This window comes from Mycobacterium sp. (assembly GCF_035640695.1).
Lineage (GTDB): Bacteria > Actinomycetota > Actinomycetes > Mycobacteriales > Mycobacteriaceae > Mycobacterium.
This window is the reverse complement of record NZ_DASQVQ010000112.1, coordinates 29,251-46,882: the sequence shown is the minus strand read 5'-3', so window position 1 is coordinate 46,882 and position 17,632 is coordinate 29,251. Positions and strand designations below refer to the sequence as shown.

17 protein-coding genes and 1 pseudogene are annotated in these 17,632 nt (G+C 67.9%); 9 read left to right on the top strand and 9 right to left on the bottom strand.

The genetic code is table 11. The features are described from left to right. Nucleotides 1-359: TerC family protein (locus VE759_RS13365; protein WP_414687907.1), on the bottom strand; the 359-nt coding region annotated here is incomplete at its 3' end. Between the two features lie 380 nt (nt 360-739). Here VE759_RS13365 and VE759_RS13360 point away from each other — a divergent pair. Continuing rightward, nucleotides 740-1,747, top strand: a complete 1,008-nt coding sequence (locus VE759_RS13360; protein ID WP_324932986.1) for a VWA domain-containing protein — start codon at nt 740-742, stop codon at nt 1,745-1,747. A gap of 18 nt (nt 1,748-1,765) precedes the next feature. Here VE759_RS13360 and recG read toward each other — a convergent pair whose 3' ends face one another. After that, a complete protein-coding gene (gene recG / locus VE759_RS13355) occupies nt 1,766-4,015 on the bottom strand; it encodes an ATP-dependent DNA helicase RecG (protein WP_324932983.1) in 2,250 nt (749 codons plus the stop codon). A 2-nt stretch (nt 4,016-4,017) separates the two neighbouring features. Further along, nucleotides 4,018-5,670: a DAK2 domain-containing protein gene (locus VE759_RS13350; RefSeq protein WP_324932980.1), complete on the bottom strand. Its 1,653-nt coding sequence runs from the start codon at nt 5,668-5,670 to the stop codon at nt 4,018-4,020. 191 nt (nt 5,671-5,861) lie between these two features. Here VE759_RS13350 and rpmB point away from each other — a divergent pair, with 191 nt between their 5' ends. Further along, nucleotides 5,862-6,056 (top strand): 50S ribosomal protein L28, encoded by a 195-nt coding sequence (rpmB, locus tag VE759_RS13345; RefSeq protein WP_324932977.1) that lies wholly within the window; start codon nt 5,862-5,864, stop codon nt 6,054-6,056. Between the two features lie 81 nt (nt 6,057-6,137). On the opposite strand, the gene VE759_RS13340 is transcribed toward rpmB, so the two are convergent. Both VE759_RS13340 and VE759_RS13335 read right to left on the bottom strand, forming a co-directional pair. Then, nucleotides 6,138-6,839 (bottom strand): uracil-DNA glycosylase, encoded by a 702-nt coding sequence (locus VE759_RS13340; RefSeq protein WP_324932974.1) that lies wholly within the window; start codon nt 6,837-6,839, stop codon nt 6,138-6,140. A gap of 24 nt (nt 6,840-6,863) precedes the next feature. Then, a complete protein-coding gene (locus VE759_RS13335; protein ID WP_324933004.1) occupies nt 6,864-7,823 on the bottom strand; it encodes a thiamine-phosphate kinase in 960 nt (319 codons plus the stop codon). Nucleotides 7,824-7,963: 140 nt separating this feature from the next. On the opposite strand from VE759_RS13335, the gene VE759_RS13330 reads away from it, so the two are divergent. After that, nucleotides 7,964-8,206, top strand: coding sequence for an Lrp/AsnC ligand binding domain-containing protein (locus VE759_RS13330; RefSeq protein WP_324932971.1), 243 nt, complete (start codon nt 7,964-7,966; stop codon nt 8,204-8,206). A 23-nt stretch (nt 8,207-8,229) separates the two neighbouring features. Continuing rightward, nucleotides 8,230-8,730, top strand: coding sequence for a DUF3515 domain-containing protein (locus VE759_RS13325; RefSeq protein WP_324933001.1), 501 nt, complete (start codon nt 8,230-8,232; stop codon nt 8,728-8,730). Here the strand turns inward: VE759_RS13325 and VE759_RS13320 are convergent, their stop codons facing one another. Genes VE759_RS13320 through VE759_RS13310 form a run of 3 tightly spaced genes read right to left on the bottom strand, consistent with a single transcriptional unit; the run spans nt 8,731 to nt 11,990 of the window. Next, nucleotides 8,731-9,855 carry a D-alanine--D-alanine ligase family protein gene (locus VE759_RS13320; protein WP_324932968.1) on the bottom strand — a complete coding sequence of 375 codons (1,125 nt, stop codon included), beginning with the start codon at nt 9,853-9,855 and terminating at the stop codon, nt 8,731-8,733. A gap of 44 nt (nt 9,856-9,899) precedes the next feature. Next, on the bottom strand, nt 9,900-11,003 hold the full coding sequence (locus VE759_RS13315; RefSeq protein WP_324932965.1) for a cystathionine gamma-lyase: 1,104 nt from the start codon (nt 11,001-11,003) through the stop codon (nt 9,900-9,902). A gap of 6 nt (nt 11,004-11,009) precedes the next feature. Then, complete coding sequence (locus VE759_RS13310) at nt 11,010-11,990, bottom strand: NAD(P)H-dependent glycerol-3-phosphate dehydrogenase (protein ID WP_324932998.1); 981 nt, start codon at nt 11,988-11,990, stop codon at nt 11,010-11,012. Nucleotides 11,991-12,082: 92 nt separating this feature from the next. On the opposite strand from VE759_RS13310, the gene cofC reads away from it, so the two are divergent. The 5 genes and pseudogenes from cofC (at nt 12,083) to VE759_RS13285 (ending at nt 16,850) form a co-directional block, all read left to right on the top strand. Next, nucleotides 12,083-12,739, top strand: a complete 657-nt coding sequence (gene cofC / locus VE759_RS13305; RefSeq protein WP_324932962.1) for a 2-phospho-L-lactate guanylyltransferase — start codon at nt 12,083-12,085, stop codon at nt 12,737-12,739. 62 nt (nt 12,740-12,801) lie between these two features. Beyond that, nucleotides 12,802-14,982: an RNA degradosome polyphosphate kinase gene (locus tag VE759_RS13300; RefSeq protein WP_414687906.1), complete on the top strand. Its 2,181-nt coding sequence runs from the start codon at nt 12,802-12,804 to the stop codon at nt 14,980-14,982. A 75-nt stretch (nt 14,983-15,057) separates the two neighbouring features. Next, nucleotides 15,058-16,047 (top strand): NUDIX hydrolase, encoded by a 990-nt coding sequence (locus VE759_RS13295; protein ID WP_324932956.1) that lies wholly within the window; start codon nt 15,058-15,060, stop codon nt 16,045-16,047. After that, complete coding sequence (locus VE759_RS13290) at nt 16,044-16,217, top strand: hypothetical protein (RefSeq protein WP_324932953.1); 174 nt, start codon at nt 16,044-16,046, stop codon at nt 16,215-16,217. Before VE759_RS13295 ends, VE759_RS13290 begins: the two co-directional genes overlap by 4 nt. An 85-nt stretch (nt 16,218-16,302) precedes the next feature. Next, nucleotides 16,303-16,850: pseudogene (locus tag VE759_RS13285) on the top strand (methyltransferase). A gap of 93 nt (nt 16,851-16,943) precedes the next feature. Here VE759_RS13285 and VE759_RS13280 read toward each other — a convergent pair. Continuing rightward, a complete protein-coding gene (locus VE759_RS13280) occupies nt 16,944-17,573 on the bottom strand; it encodes an HU family DNA-binding protein (protein WP_324932950.1) in 630 nt (209 codons plus the stop codon). Nucleotides 17,574-17,632 lie beyond the last annotated feature (59 nt).

Here is a 17,632-nt window from a genome sequence, read left to right as displayed (position 1 = left end):
CCGATCAGCACGCCACGGAAGACCAGCGCGAGCACGATGCCGACCATCAGCGCCTGCTGCTGGTACTTTTTCGGCACGTTGAAGCTGGCCATGATGAGGATGAAGACGAACAGGTTGTCGACCGACAAGCTGTATTCGGTGAGCCAGCCGGCGAAGAACTCCAGCCCGAACTGTCCGCCGTGGAAGAACCAGACCCACGCACCGAACAGCACCGCGAGCCCGATATAAATCGACAGCGCGATCGCGCACTCGCGCATCGTCGGTTCATGGGGCCGGCGGGCGATCACCACCACGTCGAACAGCAGCGCGGCAATGGTCACCCCCAGGGTGACGAGCCACTCGAGCTGGGAAACGTCCATGAAGCAGCCTCCGGTCGGTTAACGGCCAGAGGTCTCTGCCACCGCACAGCGCGGTCCACGGCACCGGTCGTCCGACGACGGACGACGTGATGACGACACCGCGGCGAAGGAATACTCCCCTCTCCCTGCAGTCTGTCAGATCGAGCCGCGATGTGTCAGGTCGGCCGGCCGAGCCGATTAGAATCAAACGCTTGCCCAAGTGTCGGCACCGAGTGAGCCTGGCAGTGGCCATCGAGAGGACTTTTCGTGCTTGAAACCAAAGCGGCACGGCTCGGCCAACCCTTGCCGCCGCGGCTGCTGCAAGCCACCGCCCTGCTGTTCGCGTTTCTCTCGGCGACAGTGCCCCACCACCGGAGCCCGCCAACCGAAACGGCCGCGTGATGGATCTGCCGTTGCTGGGCCCCATGTCGTTGAAGGGTTTTCAAAACGGGTGGTTCTTTCTGTTCCTGCTCGTGGTCGCCGGGATTGTCGCGCTCTACATCATCGTGCAGGTGTCGCGCCGACGGCGCGTGTTGCGGTTCGCCAACATGGAGCTACTGGAAAGCGTTGCGCCGCAACAATCCACACGGTGGCGTCACCTGCCGGCCGTCCTGCTGGTGATCGCACTGGTGTTGTTCACGATTGCGATGGCCGGGCCCACCCACGACGTCCGGATCCCCCGTAATCGTGCGGTGGTGATGCTGGTCATCGACGTGTCGCAGTCGATGCGCGCCACCGACATCCAGCCAAACCGCATGGTCGCCGCCCAGGACGCGGCCAAGCAGTTCGCCGACGAACTCACCCCTGGCATCAACCTCGGGCTGATCGCCTACGCCGGCACCGCCGCGGTGCTGGAGTCGCCGACCACCAACAGGGCCGCGGTCAAGAACGCCATCGGCACACTGCAATTCGCCGACCGCACCGCCACCGGGGAGGGCATCTTCACCGCACTGCAAGCCATCGCCACCGTCGGCGCGGTGATCGGCGGCGGAGACACACCGCCGCCGGCGCGGATCGTGCTGTTCTCCGATGGCAAGGAAACCGTGCCATCCAACCCCGAAAGTCCCAAGGGCGCCTACACCGCCGCGCGCAGCGCCAAGGATCAGGGCGTGCCGATCTCGACGATCTCCTTCGGCACCCCGTACGGGTATGTCGAGATCAACGGCCAGCGCCAACCGGTGCCCGTCGACGACGAGACCATGAAGAAGGTCGCCGAGCTCTCGGGAGGCACCGCCTACAACGCATCGACCATTGCCCAGCTCCGCGACGTCTATGCCACCCTGCAACAGCAGATCGGCTATGAAACCATCCCCGGCGACGCCAGCGCCGGCTGGCTGCGACTCGCCGCCCTGACCCTGGCCCTGGCGGCGCTGACGGCGATTCTCATCCACCGCCGCCTGCCCGGATGAGAACCCTACCGGCGCATCTCATGCCTTGTCGAGGTATTCGACGCGGTCGTTGACGGTGAATTGCGTTGCGAGCCGGGTCATTCCGGCGTTGGCCGGATCGGCGGAGTAGACCTGTTGGCAGAACTCGCGGGCCGCCTCGATCACGTGGCGGTGCTCGGCCAGCGATAGCAGCCGCAGGGTGATCGCTCGACCGGATTGGTTGCGGCCCAGCACATCCCCCTCGCGACGCTCCTTGAGGTCGAGCTCGGCGAGTTCGAAGCCGTCGAGCGTGGCCGCGACGGCGGTGAGCCGCGCGCCGGCCGTGGACTTCTCCGGAACCTTCGTCGTCATCAGGCACAGGCTCGGGTTGCTGCCGCGCCCGATGCGCCCGCGAAGCTGGTGCAGCTGGCTGATGCCGAACCGGTCGGCGTCCACGATCAGCATCACGGTGGCATTGGGAACGTCGACACCGACCTCGATCACGGTGGTGCACACCAGGACGTCGACCTCGCCGGCGCGGAACGCATTCATCACCGCGTCCTTGTCGTCGGCGGGAAGCCGGCCATGCATGAGGCCGACTCGCAGGCCCGCGAGCTCGCGAGTCCGCAACCGGTCGAACAGGTTGACGACGGTCGCCGACGGCGGACCCTCGGCGTTGCGCTTGTCGTCCTTGGCCTCCTTGTCGGACGCGTCGATCCGCGGCGCCACCACGTAGGCCTGGCGGCCCTCGCCGACCGCCTCGACGATGCGCTGAAAGGCGCGGTCCATGTATTTCTGCGGCTGCTGGGTGGTGAAGATGACACTGGTCTTGATCGGCTGGCGCCCGCGGGGCAGCTCGCGCAGCGTCGAGGTTTCCAGGTCGCCGTAGACAGTCAGTGCCACCGTGCGCGGAATCGGGGTCGCGGTCATCACCAGCAGATGCGGGGTGATATCGGCAGGGGCCTTGTTGCGCAACCGATCTCGCTGCTCAACGCCGAAACGGTGCTGTTCGTCCACGACGACCATGCCGAGTCGGCGGAACTCGACGGCCTCTTGGAGAAGCGCGTGGGTGCCGATCACAATGCCGGCCGCACCGGTTGCGACCTCGTGGCGAACCTCCCGCTTTTGTTGGGACGACATCGAGCCGGTCAGCAGTGCGATCCTAGTCGCGTCGTCGGCGCTGCCGAGTTCGCCGCGGGTGCCCAGCGGACCTAGGACGTCGGCGATCGACCGCGCATGTTGGGCGGCAAGAACTTCGGTGGGGGCCATGAGTGCGCATTGGTAGCCTGCGTCGATCATCTGCAGCATCGCCAGCACGGCGACGATCGTCTTGCCGGAGCCGACTTCACCCTGCAGCAGTCGGTTCATCGGACGGGTCGAGGCCATTTCCGGCGACAGCACGTCGAGAACCTCGCGCTGACCCGCGGTCAACTCAAACGGCAATCGCTGTAGCAAAGCCCGTACCAGCCCGTCCGGCCTGGGTGAGGCCGGCGGACCGGATTCGGACAATTCGCCGTACCGACGTTGCACCAAGGCCCATTGCAGACCCACGGCTTCGTCGAACGTCAGCCGCTCGCGGGCGCGACCGCGCTCGGCCTCCGTCTCGGCAAGGTGGATCGCCCGAACCGCCTGGTCTTCGGATATCAAATGCCACTGCCGCCGCAGCGATTCGGGCAGCGGATCTTGGATCGGGTCGAGCACATCGAGGACCTGCTTCACGCAGGCATAGATGTCCCAGCTCTGCAACCGCGCGCTGGCCGGATAGATCGGGAAAGACTCACGCTCGAACGCCGACAGGTCGATCTCGCCGGTTTCGGCCCGCGATGCCTGCGCAATCGCGGCCAGTGACTTGCTGCCGCTCATCTTGCGTCTCGGGTCGTCGAGAATGAGAAAGTCGGGATGCGTCAATTGCGTTGTGCCCTTGTAGAATTCGACTTCGCCGGACAGCATCACGCGGGTGCCCTCGGTCAGCCCGTTTTTAATCCACTGGGCGTTGAAGAAGGTCGCGGTCACCGGGGGGCGACGGTCGCCGAGCGTGACCCGAAGCCATTCCCTCTTCTTGTTGGGCTTGGTCGGATCTCGCTTCATCACACCGACCTTGGTGTGCGTGATCACATCCACGAGCGTGACGTGCTCGCCCACGGTGGGTGGCTCGGTGTCGTCCTGGCCGCGCACGGTCATGCCCTCGCTGTAGCTGCGCGGGTAATGCCGCAGCAGGTCGTCGACGGTGCGGATGCCGAAGACCTCGTCGAGCCGAGTGGCGGCCTTTCTGCCCAGGATCGAGTCGAGCCGGTCGTCGAGTGTCGCCATCGTTACTCGACCCCGATGAGTAGGACGTCGCCGCGATGGCCGGTGTGGTAGCACAGCAGCTCGGTGCCCAGGTGATGGCGGTGCACGTGCGCCTCGAGCTTGTCGCCCAGACGCGGGTCGGCACCCGCGCCGGTGAGCACGGTCACCAACTCCCCGCCCGCCGCCAGCAGCAGGTCGAGCAGCCGGCGCGCCGTGGCGGCCACATCTCGGCGTACCACCAGCACCTCGTCACCGGCGAGGCCGAGGCCGTCGCCCGGCTCGCACGGTCCCGCCCAGGTCAGCGCCCGCTCGGTGGCGACGCGAACCGACGCGTGCCGGGTCGCGCCGGCGGCCCGGGCCATCGTGTAGCCGTCGTCGACGACGGCGTGTATCGGGTCGTGAACGGCCAGCGCGGCCAGTCCTTGCACCATGGACGCGCTGGGCACCGGCACCACCCTTACGCCCAAGCCGGTCGCCGCGGTGCAGCCGGCGACCAGCTCTTCGGCGGGAAGATAGCCGTTGGGCAGCACGGTGACCTGTGCGGCGCCGGTGTCGACGACGGCGCGCACCAGTTGCTTGGCGGTTACCGCCGCGGTCGGGTCGGGACTGTCCGGGTCGGCGCGCAGCACATCGGCGCCCTCGCTGGCGAACAGCTGCTCGGCGCCGTCGCCGTCGACGACGGCCAGCACGGCGCGCCGCCGGGTCCACTGGCCCGGTGCCGCGGCACCGGTCAGCGCGGAGATCTGGATGTTGCCGGGCGTGCCGTACGTCAGTGCCGCCTCCACGGCGCCGCCCGCGTCGTCGGCGTGCACGTGCACCGAATAGCGGTCGGGGCCGGCGCCGGCGACGGCAACCGAGTCACCGAGCTGCTCGAGCCGCCCGCGCAGCGCGTCGACGTCCGCGGCGTCGCAGCCGCTGAGCAGGTACATGACCTCGAAACGCGGCGGCGGGCCGCCGTCGGGGCCCAGCACGTGGCCGTGCCGGTCCGACGCGGGAGCCGGCAGGTATTCGCGGCGGACGGGCCGGTGCCCGGTCAGCGTCGCAACCAGCGCGTCGAGCAGCACCAACAGGCCCAACCCGCCGGCGTCGACAACACCGGCCTCGGCCAAAACGTCGAGTTGCTCCGGCGTCTTGTCCAGCGCCGCCGTCGCCGCGTCGGCGCCGGCGGTGACCGCGGCGGCGAGGTCGTCGCCGTCGGCCGCGGCACCCTCGACGGCGGCCGCAGCCGCCTGCAGCACCGTAAGGATCGTGCCCGGCACCGCCTCGCCCATCGACGCCACCACCAGTCCGACGGCATGGCGCAGCGCCGCCCCCAACAGCACGGCGTCGATGTCGGCCAGCCGGCCCTCGGTGTCGGCGGCCGCATCGGTGGTCACGTCGGCGAGGCCGCGCAGGATCTGCGACAGAATCAGCCCGGAGTTGCCGCGGGCGCCCTGCAGCCCACCATGGGCGAGCGCGGCGGCGACCAGGTCGACGTCGCCGGCCTTGCCATGACCCCGCCGCTGGACCTCGGCCAGCGCCGCGCGCATCGTGAACAGCATGTTCGTGCCGGTGTCGGCGTCGGCGACCGGAAAAACGTTGAGCCGGTTGATCTCGTCGGTGTGAGCGATCAGGTCTTCGACCGCCGCGTGCGCCCAGTCGCGCAGGGCGGCGGCGTCCAACCGTCGATCGGACATGCCACCTCCCCGGGTTGCCACTTGGCTGGAAGCCTATCCACCGATCGCGACATCCCAGGTCAGCGCCGAGCCGTGGGTTGGGTGAGTTTTGGCGATCGCCGCATCGGCCGGTAGTCTGGAGCGGTTGTCGGGTCACCCGCTACGCGGTTGCTGGCCCAACGGGTTCAGAAGAGCTTTCAAGGAGAACGACCATGGCTGCCGTCTGCGATATCTGCGGCAAGCGCCCCGGCTTCGGCAAGTCGGTGTCGCACTCGCACCGCCGGACCAGCCGCCGCTGGGATCCGAACATTCAGACCGTCCGCGCCGTCACGCGGCCCGGCGGCAACAAGAAGCGGCTGAACGTGTGCACCTCCTGCCTGAAGGCGGGCAAGGTCAGCCGCGGCTGAACTTTTCTGCGCCCAGATTGCCGCCAAGGTCGTAAGGCGGCGGTGGTCACAGCCGTCACGGCAATCTCGGCGCAACAAGTGCTACGGCAGGCGCCAGTCGATCGGTTCGGCGCCCATCTCGGCCAGCAGCGCGTTGGCGCGGCTGAATGGCCGCGACCCGAAGAATCCCCGCTGCGCCGACAGCGGCGACGGGTGCACCGACTCGATGGTCTGCACGTGCGCACGCCCATCCGGGCCGCCACCGACCAGCATCGGCTTGAGCGTGCCGGCGTCGCGGCCCCACAGCACCGCCACCATCGGCCGCGGCCGGGCGGCCAGCGCGCGAATCGCCCGCTCGGTCACGGTTTCCCAGCCCTTGCCGCGATGTGACGCCGGGCTGCCGGGCCGCACGGTCAGCACCCTGTTCAGCAACAGCACGCCGCGCTGCGCCCACGGCGTCAGGTCACCTCCCGATGGCGGCGGGTAGCCCAGATCCGAACAGTATTCGGCGAAAATGTTTTCCAGGCTGCGTGGCAGCGGCCGCACGTGGGGGCCGACCGAGAAGCACAGCCCCACCGCGTGGCCCGGAGTCGGATAAGGGTCCTGCCCGACAATCAACACGCGCACTTGGTCGAATGGAAAGGTGAACGCGCGCAACACATTCTGGCCTTCAGGCAGGTAGCGATGTCCGGCGGCGATCTCGGCGCGAAGGAACTCCCCCATCGAGGCGACTTGGGCGGATACCGGCTCCAGCGCCTTGGCCCAGCCCTGCTCGACGAGTTCGCGCAAGGGCCTGGCCGTCACGGAATGCCAACCTAGCGCGATGCTTCAGTGAAAGGACTGCCAACCCGCGTATCCATTCCATTCTTGGCCGTCGACGAGCACGCGCGCGGGCCCGTCGAACACCTTGCCGATGATCCGCCAGCCGGCCGGCGCCGCACCCGGGAACGTCGCCGTCAGCGCGTGGTCCTCGCCGCCGGCAAGCACCCACGCCCACGGGTCGCCGCCGGTGGCTGCCGCCGCGCCGGTAAGCGCCTCGTAATCGGTGGCCAGCGCGGCGGTGGACAGCTCGATACCGACCTCCGACGCGTCGGCGACGTGCCGCAGATCGGCGATCAATCCATCCGATACGTCTGTCATCGCCTCCGCCCCGCCGTCGGCTGCCACGGCGCCCTGCCGGTACGGCGGCTCCGGCACCAGATGGCGACGGCGCAGCGCGTCGAAACCCGCAACGCCGCTGTGCCACAATGCATATCCCGCCGCCGATCGGCCGAGCTCGCCGCACACGGCGACCACCGAACCCGGTCGCGCGCCACTTCGAGTAATCGGCGCGCGGCCGGCCAGGTCGCCGAGCACGGTCACCGACACCACCAACTGCGGACAGCTCACCAGGTCGCCGCCCACGATGCCGGCGCCCAGCGGCCGCGCTTCGTCCCAAAGACCATCGGTCAGATCGCTGAGCACCCGCGCCGGCGTGTCGGCCGGTGCGCCGAGCGCGACGACGAAAGCGGTCGCGCTCGCGCCCATCGCTTCGATGTCGGCCGCGTTCTGCGCGATCGCCTTGCGGCCCACGTCATGGGGGGTGGCCCAGTCCAGCCGAAAGTGCCTGCCGGCGACGAGCATGTCGGTCGAGATGACCACCCGGCCGTCGGCGGCGGCCACGATCGCCGCGTCGTCGCCCGGACCCAGCGCAACCGCGGCCGGCTGCCGACGGCCCGCGACCAAGCGGTCGATGACGGCGAACTCACCGACTTCGGCCAGTGTCGGCTGTCCTTCGTCGTTGCTCATCCGCACCTCCTGGCCGCCCTCGGTGGCGCTGAACGCGGGCCCCACCTGCGGTACGTTTGGGCCCTGCCGACGGGAGCAACCCGCGTCAGTGTATGCGGACGCGCGTAACGGGCGAACCGACAGACGAGGAGTTACCACCGGTGGTCGAGGCATTCATGCTGATCCAGACCGAAGTGGGCCGCGCCGAGGTGGTCGCCAAGCAGCTCGCCGCGCTGCCGGGGGTGCTGACGTCTGAATATGTGACCGGTCCCTATGACGTCATCATCCGGATCGCGGCCGACACCATCGAGCAGCTGCGGGCCGACGTCGTTCCCCGCGTGCAGCAGATTCCCGGCATCACCCGCACCCTGACGTGTCCGGTCGCCAGCAAGGCGCAGGCCTGACGACCGACGGGCCGCCGCGGGCGATGCTGATCATCGCCGTCGCGGTGGCCACGGCCGCGGTGATCGCCGTGCTGGTTGTCGCGGTCGCATCGCGCGGAAAGCCCGCACAGCGGCCGATCGCGCTGCCCGCGCTGCCCGCGCCGCAGGCGGCCGGCCCGGAATGCCGGCGCCTGCTGTCGACGCTGCCGAGGCAGCTCGGTGACTTTCCGCGCGCCACGCTCGCCGAGCCGGCACCACCCGGCGCGGCGGCTTGGCGGCAAGGCGGCGACGATCCGGTGGTGCTGCGGTGCGGGGTTGACCCGCCCGCCGACTTCGTAGTCGGCTCGCCGATCCAGGTCGTCGACGCCGTGCAGTGGTTCCCGGTGATCGATGGTGGCCGCAGCACGTGGTTCGCCGTCGACCGACCGGTCTACGTCGCGCTGACATTGCCGCAGAACTCGGGCCCGACGCCGATACAAGAGGTGTCCGACGCGATCACGCAAACGATGCCCGCCGTGCCGATCCGACCGGGTCCGCCGCGGTAGCTAACGCAGGCCGGTGCCGCGGGCCAGCGCGGTGTCGACCATCGTCGCCAGCAGTGTCGGATAGTCCACCCCACTGGCCGCCCACATCCGCGGGTACATCGAGATCTTGGTGAACCCCGGCATCGTGTTGATCTCGTTGACCAGCGGGCCGTTCTCGGTGAGGAAGAAGTCGACGCGCGCCAGACCCTGGCAGTCGATCGCGTGGAAGGCCCTGATCGCGAGCTGACGCACCTCGGCGCTGATGTCGTCGTCGATCTTGGCCGGCACATCGAGCTCGGCGATGTCCTCGAGGTACTTGGTGGCGAAGTCGTAGAAGCCGTCCTCGCGGCCGCGCACACCCTCCACCCGGATCTCGCCGACGGTGCTGGCTTCTACCGTGCCGTCGGGGAATTCGAGCACACCGCACTCCAGCTCGCGACCGCGGACAGCGGCTTCGACGAGTACCTTCGGGTCATGCCGGCGCGCCTCGGCGATCGCGGCGGGCAAATCCTCGGGCGTCGCCACCCGGCTCACCCCGATCGACGACCCGCCGCGGGCCGGCTTGACGAACAGCGGAAGCCCAAGTCGCCCAAGCTGTTCGGGCTCCAGCGTGCGCTGGCGAGGCCGAAGAACGGCATGGTCGCCGATCGGCAAACCGTCGGCGGCCAGCAGCTTCTTGGTGAACTCCTTGTCCATGCCGGCCGCGCTTGCGAACACGCCGGCGCCGACGTACGGCACACCGGCCAGTTCGAGCAGACCCTGAATGGTGCCGTCCTCGCCGTACGGCCCGTGCAACACCGGGAAGACAACGTCGACCGAGGTCAGCAGCTCCCCCGCGGTATCGCCCAGGGAAATCAGTGCACCGTGCCGGCACGGGTCGGCCGGCAGCGCGAGCTCGGTGCCCGACGACGCGGTCACGCCGGGAAGCTTCCCATCCTGGATCGCGAGAGTTTCGGGGTTTGCACCGGTGAGCACCCACGAGCCCGCCCGGGTGATGCCGATCGCGACGACGTCGAAGCGCTGTGGGTCCAGATTCCGCAGGATGCTGCCGGCTGACACGCAGGAAATCGCATGCTCGTTGCTGCGTCCGCCATAGATCACGGCGACGCGGATCCGCCCGGTAGCGCCGGGCCGGCTGACGGTCACAACCTAGAGAGGCTACCGCCCGAGCCGCGCGGCGGTTGGTCGCGCTAGCCGGAGAGCGCGCGCTCGACGTCGGCGACCAGGTCATCGGTGTCTTCGATGCCGAGCGACACGCGGGCGAATCCGCCGCCGACCGGATCGCCCCACCGCGCCCGGCGATCGACCGAGCTGTGGATGCCGCCGAAACTCGTCGACGCGATCAACAGGTCGCTGCGCTCGATCAGCGCGTGCACCGCGGCGGCGTCGGAGAATTCGACCGCAACCAGTCCGCCGAAACGACGCATCTGTGCGACGGCGACCCGATACGACGGATCGTCGGGCAGCCCCGGGTAGCGCACGCAGCGCACCGCCGGGTGGGCGTGCAGCATCGTCGCGAGCGCCTGTGCGTTCTGACACTGCCGCTCGAACCGCAGCCCGGCGGTGCCCAGACTGCGCAACACCAGCCACGCCTCGAAGGCGCCCAGTATCGGCCCGGCCAGTAGGCGCTCGGCTTCGACTCGAGCCATCAGGTCGGGGTTGCTTCCGGCGGCGTAACCGGCGAGCAGGTCGCTGTGACCGGACAATGCCTTGGTGGCGCTGGCCACCACCAGGTCCGCGCCGAGCAACAGCGGCTGCTGACCCAGCGGCGTTGCGGTGGTGTTGTCGACGATCAGCGTCGAGCGACGGCCACGGCACTCCATCGCCAGCCGATGCAGATCAACCACGTCCAGCCCCGGGTTGGCCGGAGTCTCCGCGAGCACCACGTCCGCGCCCATGGCGGCTTCACACATCCGGGAAGTGGTGGCCTCTTCGACCGTTACGCCAAGCGGCGCAAGGTATTCGGTGGCATATCGGCGAACCTGATAATACCCATCGGCGGGCACCACCAGCACCGAGCCCGACTTGCACAGTGCCCGCAGCACCGAGGTGATCGCCGCCATGCCGGATCCGAACGACAACGCCGACGCCGCACCCTCCAGTTGCGCGAACGCCGATTCCAACAACCGCCATGTCGGATTCGAGCCTCGGCCGTAGGTGTCGTATTCGGCCGACTCGTCCTCGGTCAAGTGATATGTCGACGCGGGGACCGGCGTGGGCGCGACCGGCTGACCGGGAATAGATTCTGGCGCAGCTGCTTTGAGGCTGCGGGTGGAATCACCGTAGGAAGCCATTGTTGCTCACTCCGGTTTGGTGCTTCGCCCGAGCAACAACGCGATCGCTTCATAGACCGACAAGCCCTTGTGGCACACGCGGTGCACCGCGTCGGTGAGGGGCATTTCGACGTCGTAGCTGTCGGCCAGCGCCAGTACCGATTCGCACGACGTGACGCCCTCGGCGATGTGTCCACCCGCGGCCCGCAACGCCGACTCCATCGTCCCGCCGCTGCCCAGCCGCACGCCGAAGCTGCGGTTCCGCGACCGGGGCGAGGTGCAGGTCGCGACCAAGTCACCCACGCCGGCCAGGCCCGCCAGCGTCGTCGGCTTGGCGCCCAGCGCTATTCCGAGCCGCATGATCTCGGCCAGGCCCCGGGTGACGATCGCCGCCGCGGTGTTCTCGCCGAGCCCGACTCCCGCGGCGATCCCGCATGCCAGCGCGATCACGTTCTTGCATGCGCCGCCCACCTCGACCCCGATCACGTCGGAATTGGTGTACGGCCGGAAGTAGCCGGTCTTCAGCGCGCGCTGCAACGCCACCGCGCGCCCGGAGTCGGCACATGCGACCACGGTCGCGGCCGGCTGTTCGTCGGCGACTTCACTGGCCAGGTTCGGTCCGGAAACCACTGCGACGCGTGACGGCTCGACACCGGTCACATGCACCACGACCTGGCTCATCCGCATCAACGTGCCCAGCTCGATGCCCTTGGCGACGCTGACCAGTGTGGCGTTGTTTTCGATCAGGGCGGTCCACTCACAGAGGTTGGCCCGCATCAACTGCGCCGGCACCGCCAGCAACACCGTCGTAGCCCCGGCCAGCGCCTTGGCCGGATCGGCGGTGGCCGCAACCTCGGTGGGCAACTGCGTGTCGGGCAGGTACTCGTGATTGCGATGCGTCGCGTTGATCTCCTCGGCGACTTCGGCGCGCCGGGCCCAGAGCGTGACACCGTTGCCGGCGTCGGCGAGCACCTTGGCCAGCGCCGTGCCCCACGCCCCGGCGCCCATCACCGCCACAGACCACTCGGTGCCGTCCACGCCCCAACCCTAGTCCGGCGCGGTTGGCCGTCAGAACCGCCTGGACTGGCAGGATTGTTTCCATGAGCGGCGGGCTGAGCGGCGACGTCGGACTGATCATCGCCGTCAAGCGGCTGGCCGCGGCCAAGACTCGGTTGGCGCCGATCTTCTCGGCGCCAACCCGCGAGCGGGTCGTGCTCGCGATGCTCGTCGACACCGTCACCGCGGCGGCAAAAGTCTCATCGCTGCGCGGCATCACCGTCGTCACACCCGACGAGCTGGCCGCCGACGCGGCCCGGAAACTCGGCGCCGAAGTGCTTGCCGATCCGACTCCCGACAATCACCCCGACCCGCTCAACAATGCCATCATCGCGGCCGAGGCTGCGATCAGAGATGCGCCGATGCCGCCGGCGAATCTCGTTGCGCTACAAGGTGATCTGCCGGCGCTGCAATCGCAGGAGCTGACCGAGGCTATCACCGCGGCCCGCGCGCACGCCCGCAGCTTCGTGGCGGACCGGCACGGATCGGGGACCGGGGCATTGTTTGCTTTTGGAGGCGCTGCGCTGCAACCCGAATTTGGACCCGATTCGGCTCGGCGGCATCGACATTCGGGTGCCGTCGAGCTGACCGGCCCGTGGCCGGGGCTGCGCTGCGACATAGACACGCCCGACGATCTGATGGCCGCCCGCCGCCTCGGGGTGGGACGCGCCACCACGCGCGCGGTCAGCAAGAGATGGTGAATCCGCATTAGCTTTTGCCCACATGCAGCGGGGCGGGTAGCAACCTAGCCGCACTATTTGGAATGATTCACAGGATGACTGAGACTGAGGCCGGGGCCGAGGTTAGAACCACCGAGACCGAGTGGGCACCGCCGGCCGATTCGGCCCCGGCGGCGCCGCCTGCGGCCACCATCGAGGCGATTGCCGACCAGTTGCCCGACGACCGCTATCTCAATCGCGAGCTGAGCTGGCTGGACTTCAACGCTCGGGTGCTCGCGCTGGCGGCCGACACGTCGCTGCCATTGTTGGAACGCGCCAAGTTCCTGGCGATCTTCGCGTCCAATCTCGACGAGTTCTACATGGTGCGCGTCGCCGGGCTGAAGCGCCGCGACGAAATGGGGTTGTCGGTCCGGTCGGCCGACGGCCTGTCGCCGCGCGAACAGTTGCGCCGGATCAGCGAGCGCACCCAGCAGCTGTCGATTCGCCATGCCCGGGTGTTCCTGGACTCGGTGCGGCCGGCGCTGGCCGACGAGGGAATCTTGATCATCACGTGGTCGGATCTCGACGAGGCCGAGCGTGATCAGCTTTCGAGCTATTTCCACGAACAGGTGTTCCCGGTGTTGACGCCGCTTGCCGTCGATCCGGCTCACCCGTTCCCGTTCGTCAGTGGCTTGAGCCTGAACCTGGCGATCACGGTGAAGCAGCCCGAGGACGGTGGCAGTCACTTCGCCCGGATCAAGGTGCCCAACAACGTCGACCGCTTCGTGGAACTCGGCGCGCGTGAAGGCGTGGAGGGGGTGGTGCGGTTCCTTCCGATGGAGGAGCTGATCGCGGCGTTCCTGCCGGTGCTTTTCCCCGGTCTGGAGATCGTCGAACACCACGCGTTCCGCATCACCCGCAACGCCGACATGGAGGTCGAAGAGGACCGGGACGAGGACCTGCTGCAAGCGCTGGAACGTGAGCTCGCTCGTCGGCGGTTTGGCTCTCCGGTGCGGCTCGAGGTCTCGAACGACATGACCGAGCACATGCTCGAGCTGTTGCTGCGTGAACTCGACGTCGATCCCGGCGATGTCATCGAGGTGCCGGGACTGCTGGATTTGTCGTCGCTTTGGCAGATCTACGGCGTGGATCGCCCGGCGTTGAAGGATCCGCCGTTCGTGCCCGCCACGCCCCCCGCGTTCGGCGAACGCGAAACGCCGAAAAGCATCTTCGCGACGCTGCGCGAGGGCGACGTGCTGGTGCACCATCCATACGACTCGTTCTCCACCAGCGTGCAGCGATTCATCGAGCAGGCCGCCGCCGACCCCAACGTGCTGGCGATCAAGCAAACGCTGTATCGCACCTCCGGTGATTCCCCGATCGTCAACGCGCTGATCGACGCCGCGCAGGCGGGCAAGCAGGTGGTCGCGCTCGTCGAGCTCAAGGCACGCTTCGACGAGCAGGCCAACATCAAGTGGGCGCGGGCACTGGAAGACGTCGGCGTGCACGTCGTGTACGGGCTGATCGGACTCAAGACACACTGCAAGACCGCGCTGGTGGTGCGCCGCGAAGGATCGGTGATCCGGCGCTACTGCCACATCGGGACCGGCAACTACAACCCGAAAACGGCGCGGCTGTACGAGGACGTCGGTCTGCTCACCGCCGCACCCGACATCGGCGCCGATCTCACCGACCTGTTCAACTCGCTGACCGGATACTCGCGCAAGTTCACCTATCGCAACCTGCTGGTCGCCCCGCACGGGGTACGTACGGGCATCATTGAACGGATCAAACGCGAGGCCGAAGCCGGTCGCGCCGGCAAGGAAGCACGAATCCGGTTGAAGGCCAATGCTCTTGTCGACGAGCAGGTGATCGACGCGCTGTACCGGGCCTCGCAGGCCGGCGTACGGGTCGAAGTGGTGGTGCGCGGGATCTGCGCGCTGCGGCCGGGCGCTCCGGGATATTCCGAGAACATCAGGGTGCGTTCGATACTCGGCAGATTCCTCGAGCACTCGCGAATCATCGATTTCCTAGCCATTGACGAGTGGTGGATCGGCAGCGCCGACATGATGCATCGAAACCTCGACCGGCGAGTCGAGGTGATGGCTCAGGTGAAGGATCCGAAGTTGACCGCCTACCTCGACGAGGTGTTCGAGTCCGCGCTGGATCCGGCGACCCGGTGCTGGGAGCTGGGCGTCGATGGTTCATGGACTGCGTCGCCGCACGACGGCGAAAACGTCCGCGACCATCAGGCATGGTTAATGGAGCGGCACCGCTACCAATGACGGCGACGACGGGTGACAACCGTGTCGCCGAGCGGCTGCCCGAATTCAGCTGCAGGAATTGAGGTGCCGAAGGCAATGTCGTCGAACGACGGGTCCTCGGCGTCCAAGCCGGCCTCCAAGCCGGCCTCCAAGCCGGCGTCCAAGCCGGCCACCAAGCCGGCCACCAAGATTCTTGCCGCAGGCGCGGTGTTGTGGCGCTCGGTAGGCGGTTCGCCGGACCCCGAGGTGGCCATCATCCACCGTCCCCGTTACGACGACTGGTCGCTGCCCAAGGGCAAGCTCGACGACGGTGAGACCGAACCCGTCGCCGCGGTCCGCGAAGTTCGCGAGGAGACCGGTTACCGGTCACATCTGGGCCGGCGGCTGGCCGCGGTGAAGTATCCGGTCGAACCAGGCACCAAACACGTCCGGTTCTGGGCGGCCCGGGCGCTAGACGGGGACTTCACCCCGGGTGCCGAAGTCGACGATCTGGTGTGGCTGCCGGTCGCCGACGCGATGGCGAAGGTGAGCTATCCCCATGACCGAAAAGTGTTGCGGCGCTTCAGTCAATGCCCGGCCGACACGCATACGGTGTTGATCGTCAGGCACGCCAGGGCCGGGGATAAGGATCGTTACAAGGGCGACGACAGAGAGCGCCCGCTGGACGCCTACGGTCGCGCGCAGGCCGAGTCCCTGGTCGGCACGCTGCTGGCGTTCGGGGCCTCCTCCCTGTATGCCGCCGATCGAGAGCGCTGCCGGCAGACGCTCGAGCCGCTTGCCGACGAACTTGGCGTCGGCATCAGCAGTGAGCCCGTGCTGACCGAGGAAGCCTATTCGGAAAACCGCAAGCGAGCGCGGCAACGGGTGCTGGAGATCGCCGCGGCGGGCGGCACGCCGGTGATCTGTACGCAGGGCAAGGTGATTCCCGATCTGATCGGGTGGTGGTGCGAGCGCGACGGCGTGCGGCCGGTTAAGTCCCGCAACCGAAAGGGCAGCACCTGGGTGCTGTCGCTGTGGCAACGCAAGCTGATCGCGGCCGATCACCTCGACAGCGCGCTGCCGCCGCGAAAGGAGGTGCGCAAGTGAGCGACGCGAGTTCGAGAATTCCACCGGTTCCTGCGCAGGCTGCGCTGCGCGAGATGTTGACGGCGAGCTGGGTGTCGCGCGCGATCTACGTGGCGACGAAGCTCGGCATCGCCGACACGCTCAGTGCCGGGCCGATGACCGCTGCGTGGGTTCGTCTTGTTTCTCGGTGATCCGATCCATTACGAGCACTGGGCCCAGCCGGAGTATTCGGTGCGGACGGGCAAGCCGAACGTCGACGCGCTGCGCGGCAAACCGATGTTCGACTTCCTCGCTGAGAATCCGGAGTTCGCGGCGATTTTCAACGAAGACATGACGAGCATCTCGGACATGGAGCTCGCGCCGATTCTGTCGGCATACGACTTCTCCAGCTTCGGCACGATCGTCGATGTCGGCGGCGGGCACGGCCGGCTGCTGGCCGCAATCCTGGGCAAGTGGCCGAGGGCCCGCGGAATCTTGTTCGACCTCGAGTCGGTCATCGCCGGTGCCTCAGCCGCTTTCGACGAGGCCGGGTCGGCGGATCGTTGCACCGTTGTCGCTGGGTCGTTCTTCGATATCGTACCGTCCGGCGGAGACGCGCCGCGATGACCGACGATGCGAAGATGCTGGTAGTGGAGGCGGTTGTGCCGGACGACACCGGCGATCATTTTGCGAACCTGCTCGATCTGGAGATGCTCGTCGCCGGCACGGGCCGCGAGCGCACCACAGCCCGGTACCGCGAGTTATTGGCACGGGCCGGCTTGCGACTGCACCGCATTGTTCCAACGGTCGGTCTGCCGTCGGTGATCGAAGCGCAAGTGGCTTAAGGTTTCGCTAGGTTTCGCCAGGTTTCGCGGGTTTCGCAGACAGCCGGGCGCGCCGCGGGTGGGCTCTACCCGCGGCGCCTCGGCTTCGTGAAGTTACCTACGACCCTTCTTGGCCGGCGCCTTGCGGGCGGGCGCCTTGCGGGCCGTCGTCTTCTTGGCCGGTGACCGCTTGGTCGTCCGCTTGGTTGCGGTCTTGGCGGCGGACTTGCGGGCCGTCGTCTTCTTGGCGGCAGACTTGCGGGCCGTCGTCTTCTTGGCCGCAGACTTCTTGGCCGGAGCCTTCTTCGCTGCCTTCTTGGCCGTCGTCTTCTTGGCCGCAGACTTGCGGGCCGGAGCCTTCTTGGCGGCCTTGCGGGCCGTCGTCTTCTTCGCGGCCTTCTTCGCGGCCTTCTTGGCCGGACCACCCACACCACGTTTCACTGCCGGTCCTTCCGCCGGGAGGCGCTGTGCGCCAGAGACAACCGCTTTGAACTGTGCACCCGGACGGAACGCCGGGACGGATGTGGGCTTGACCTTGACGGTCTCGCCGGTACGCGGATTGCGCGCCACGCGGGCGGCGCGGCGACGCTGTTCAAAAACACCGAAGCCGGTGATCGTGACGCTGTCACCCTTGTGCACCGCGCGAACGATGGTGTCGACGACATTCTCCACCGCGGCGGTGGCCTGCCGACGATCCGTGCCCATCTTGTTCGTCAGTGCGTCGATCAATTCAGCTTTGTTCATGCAAAACCTCCGAGTCGGTGGTCCTTCTTGGACCGACTAGAGGACACGGTAAACCCTTC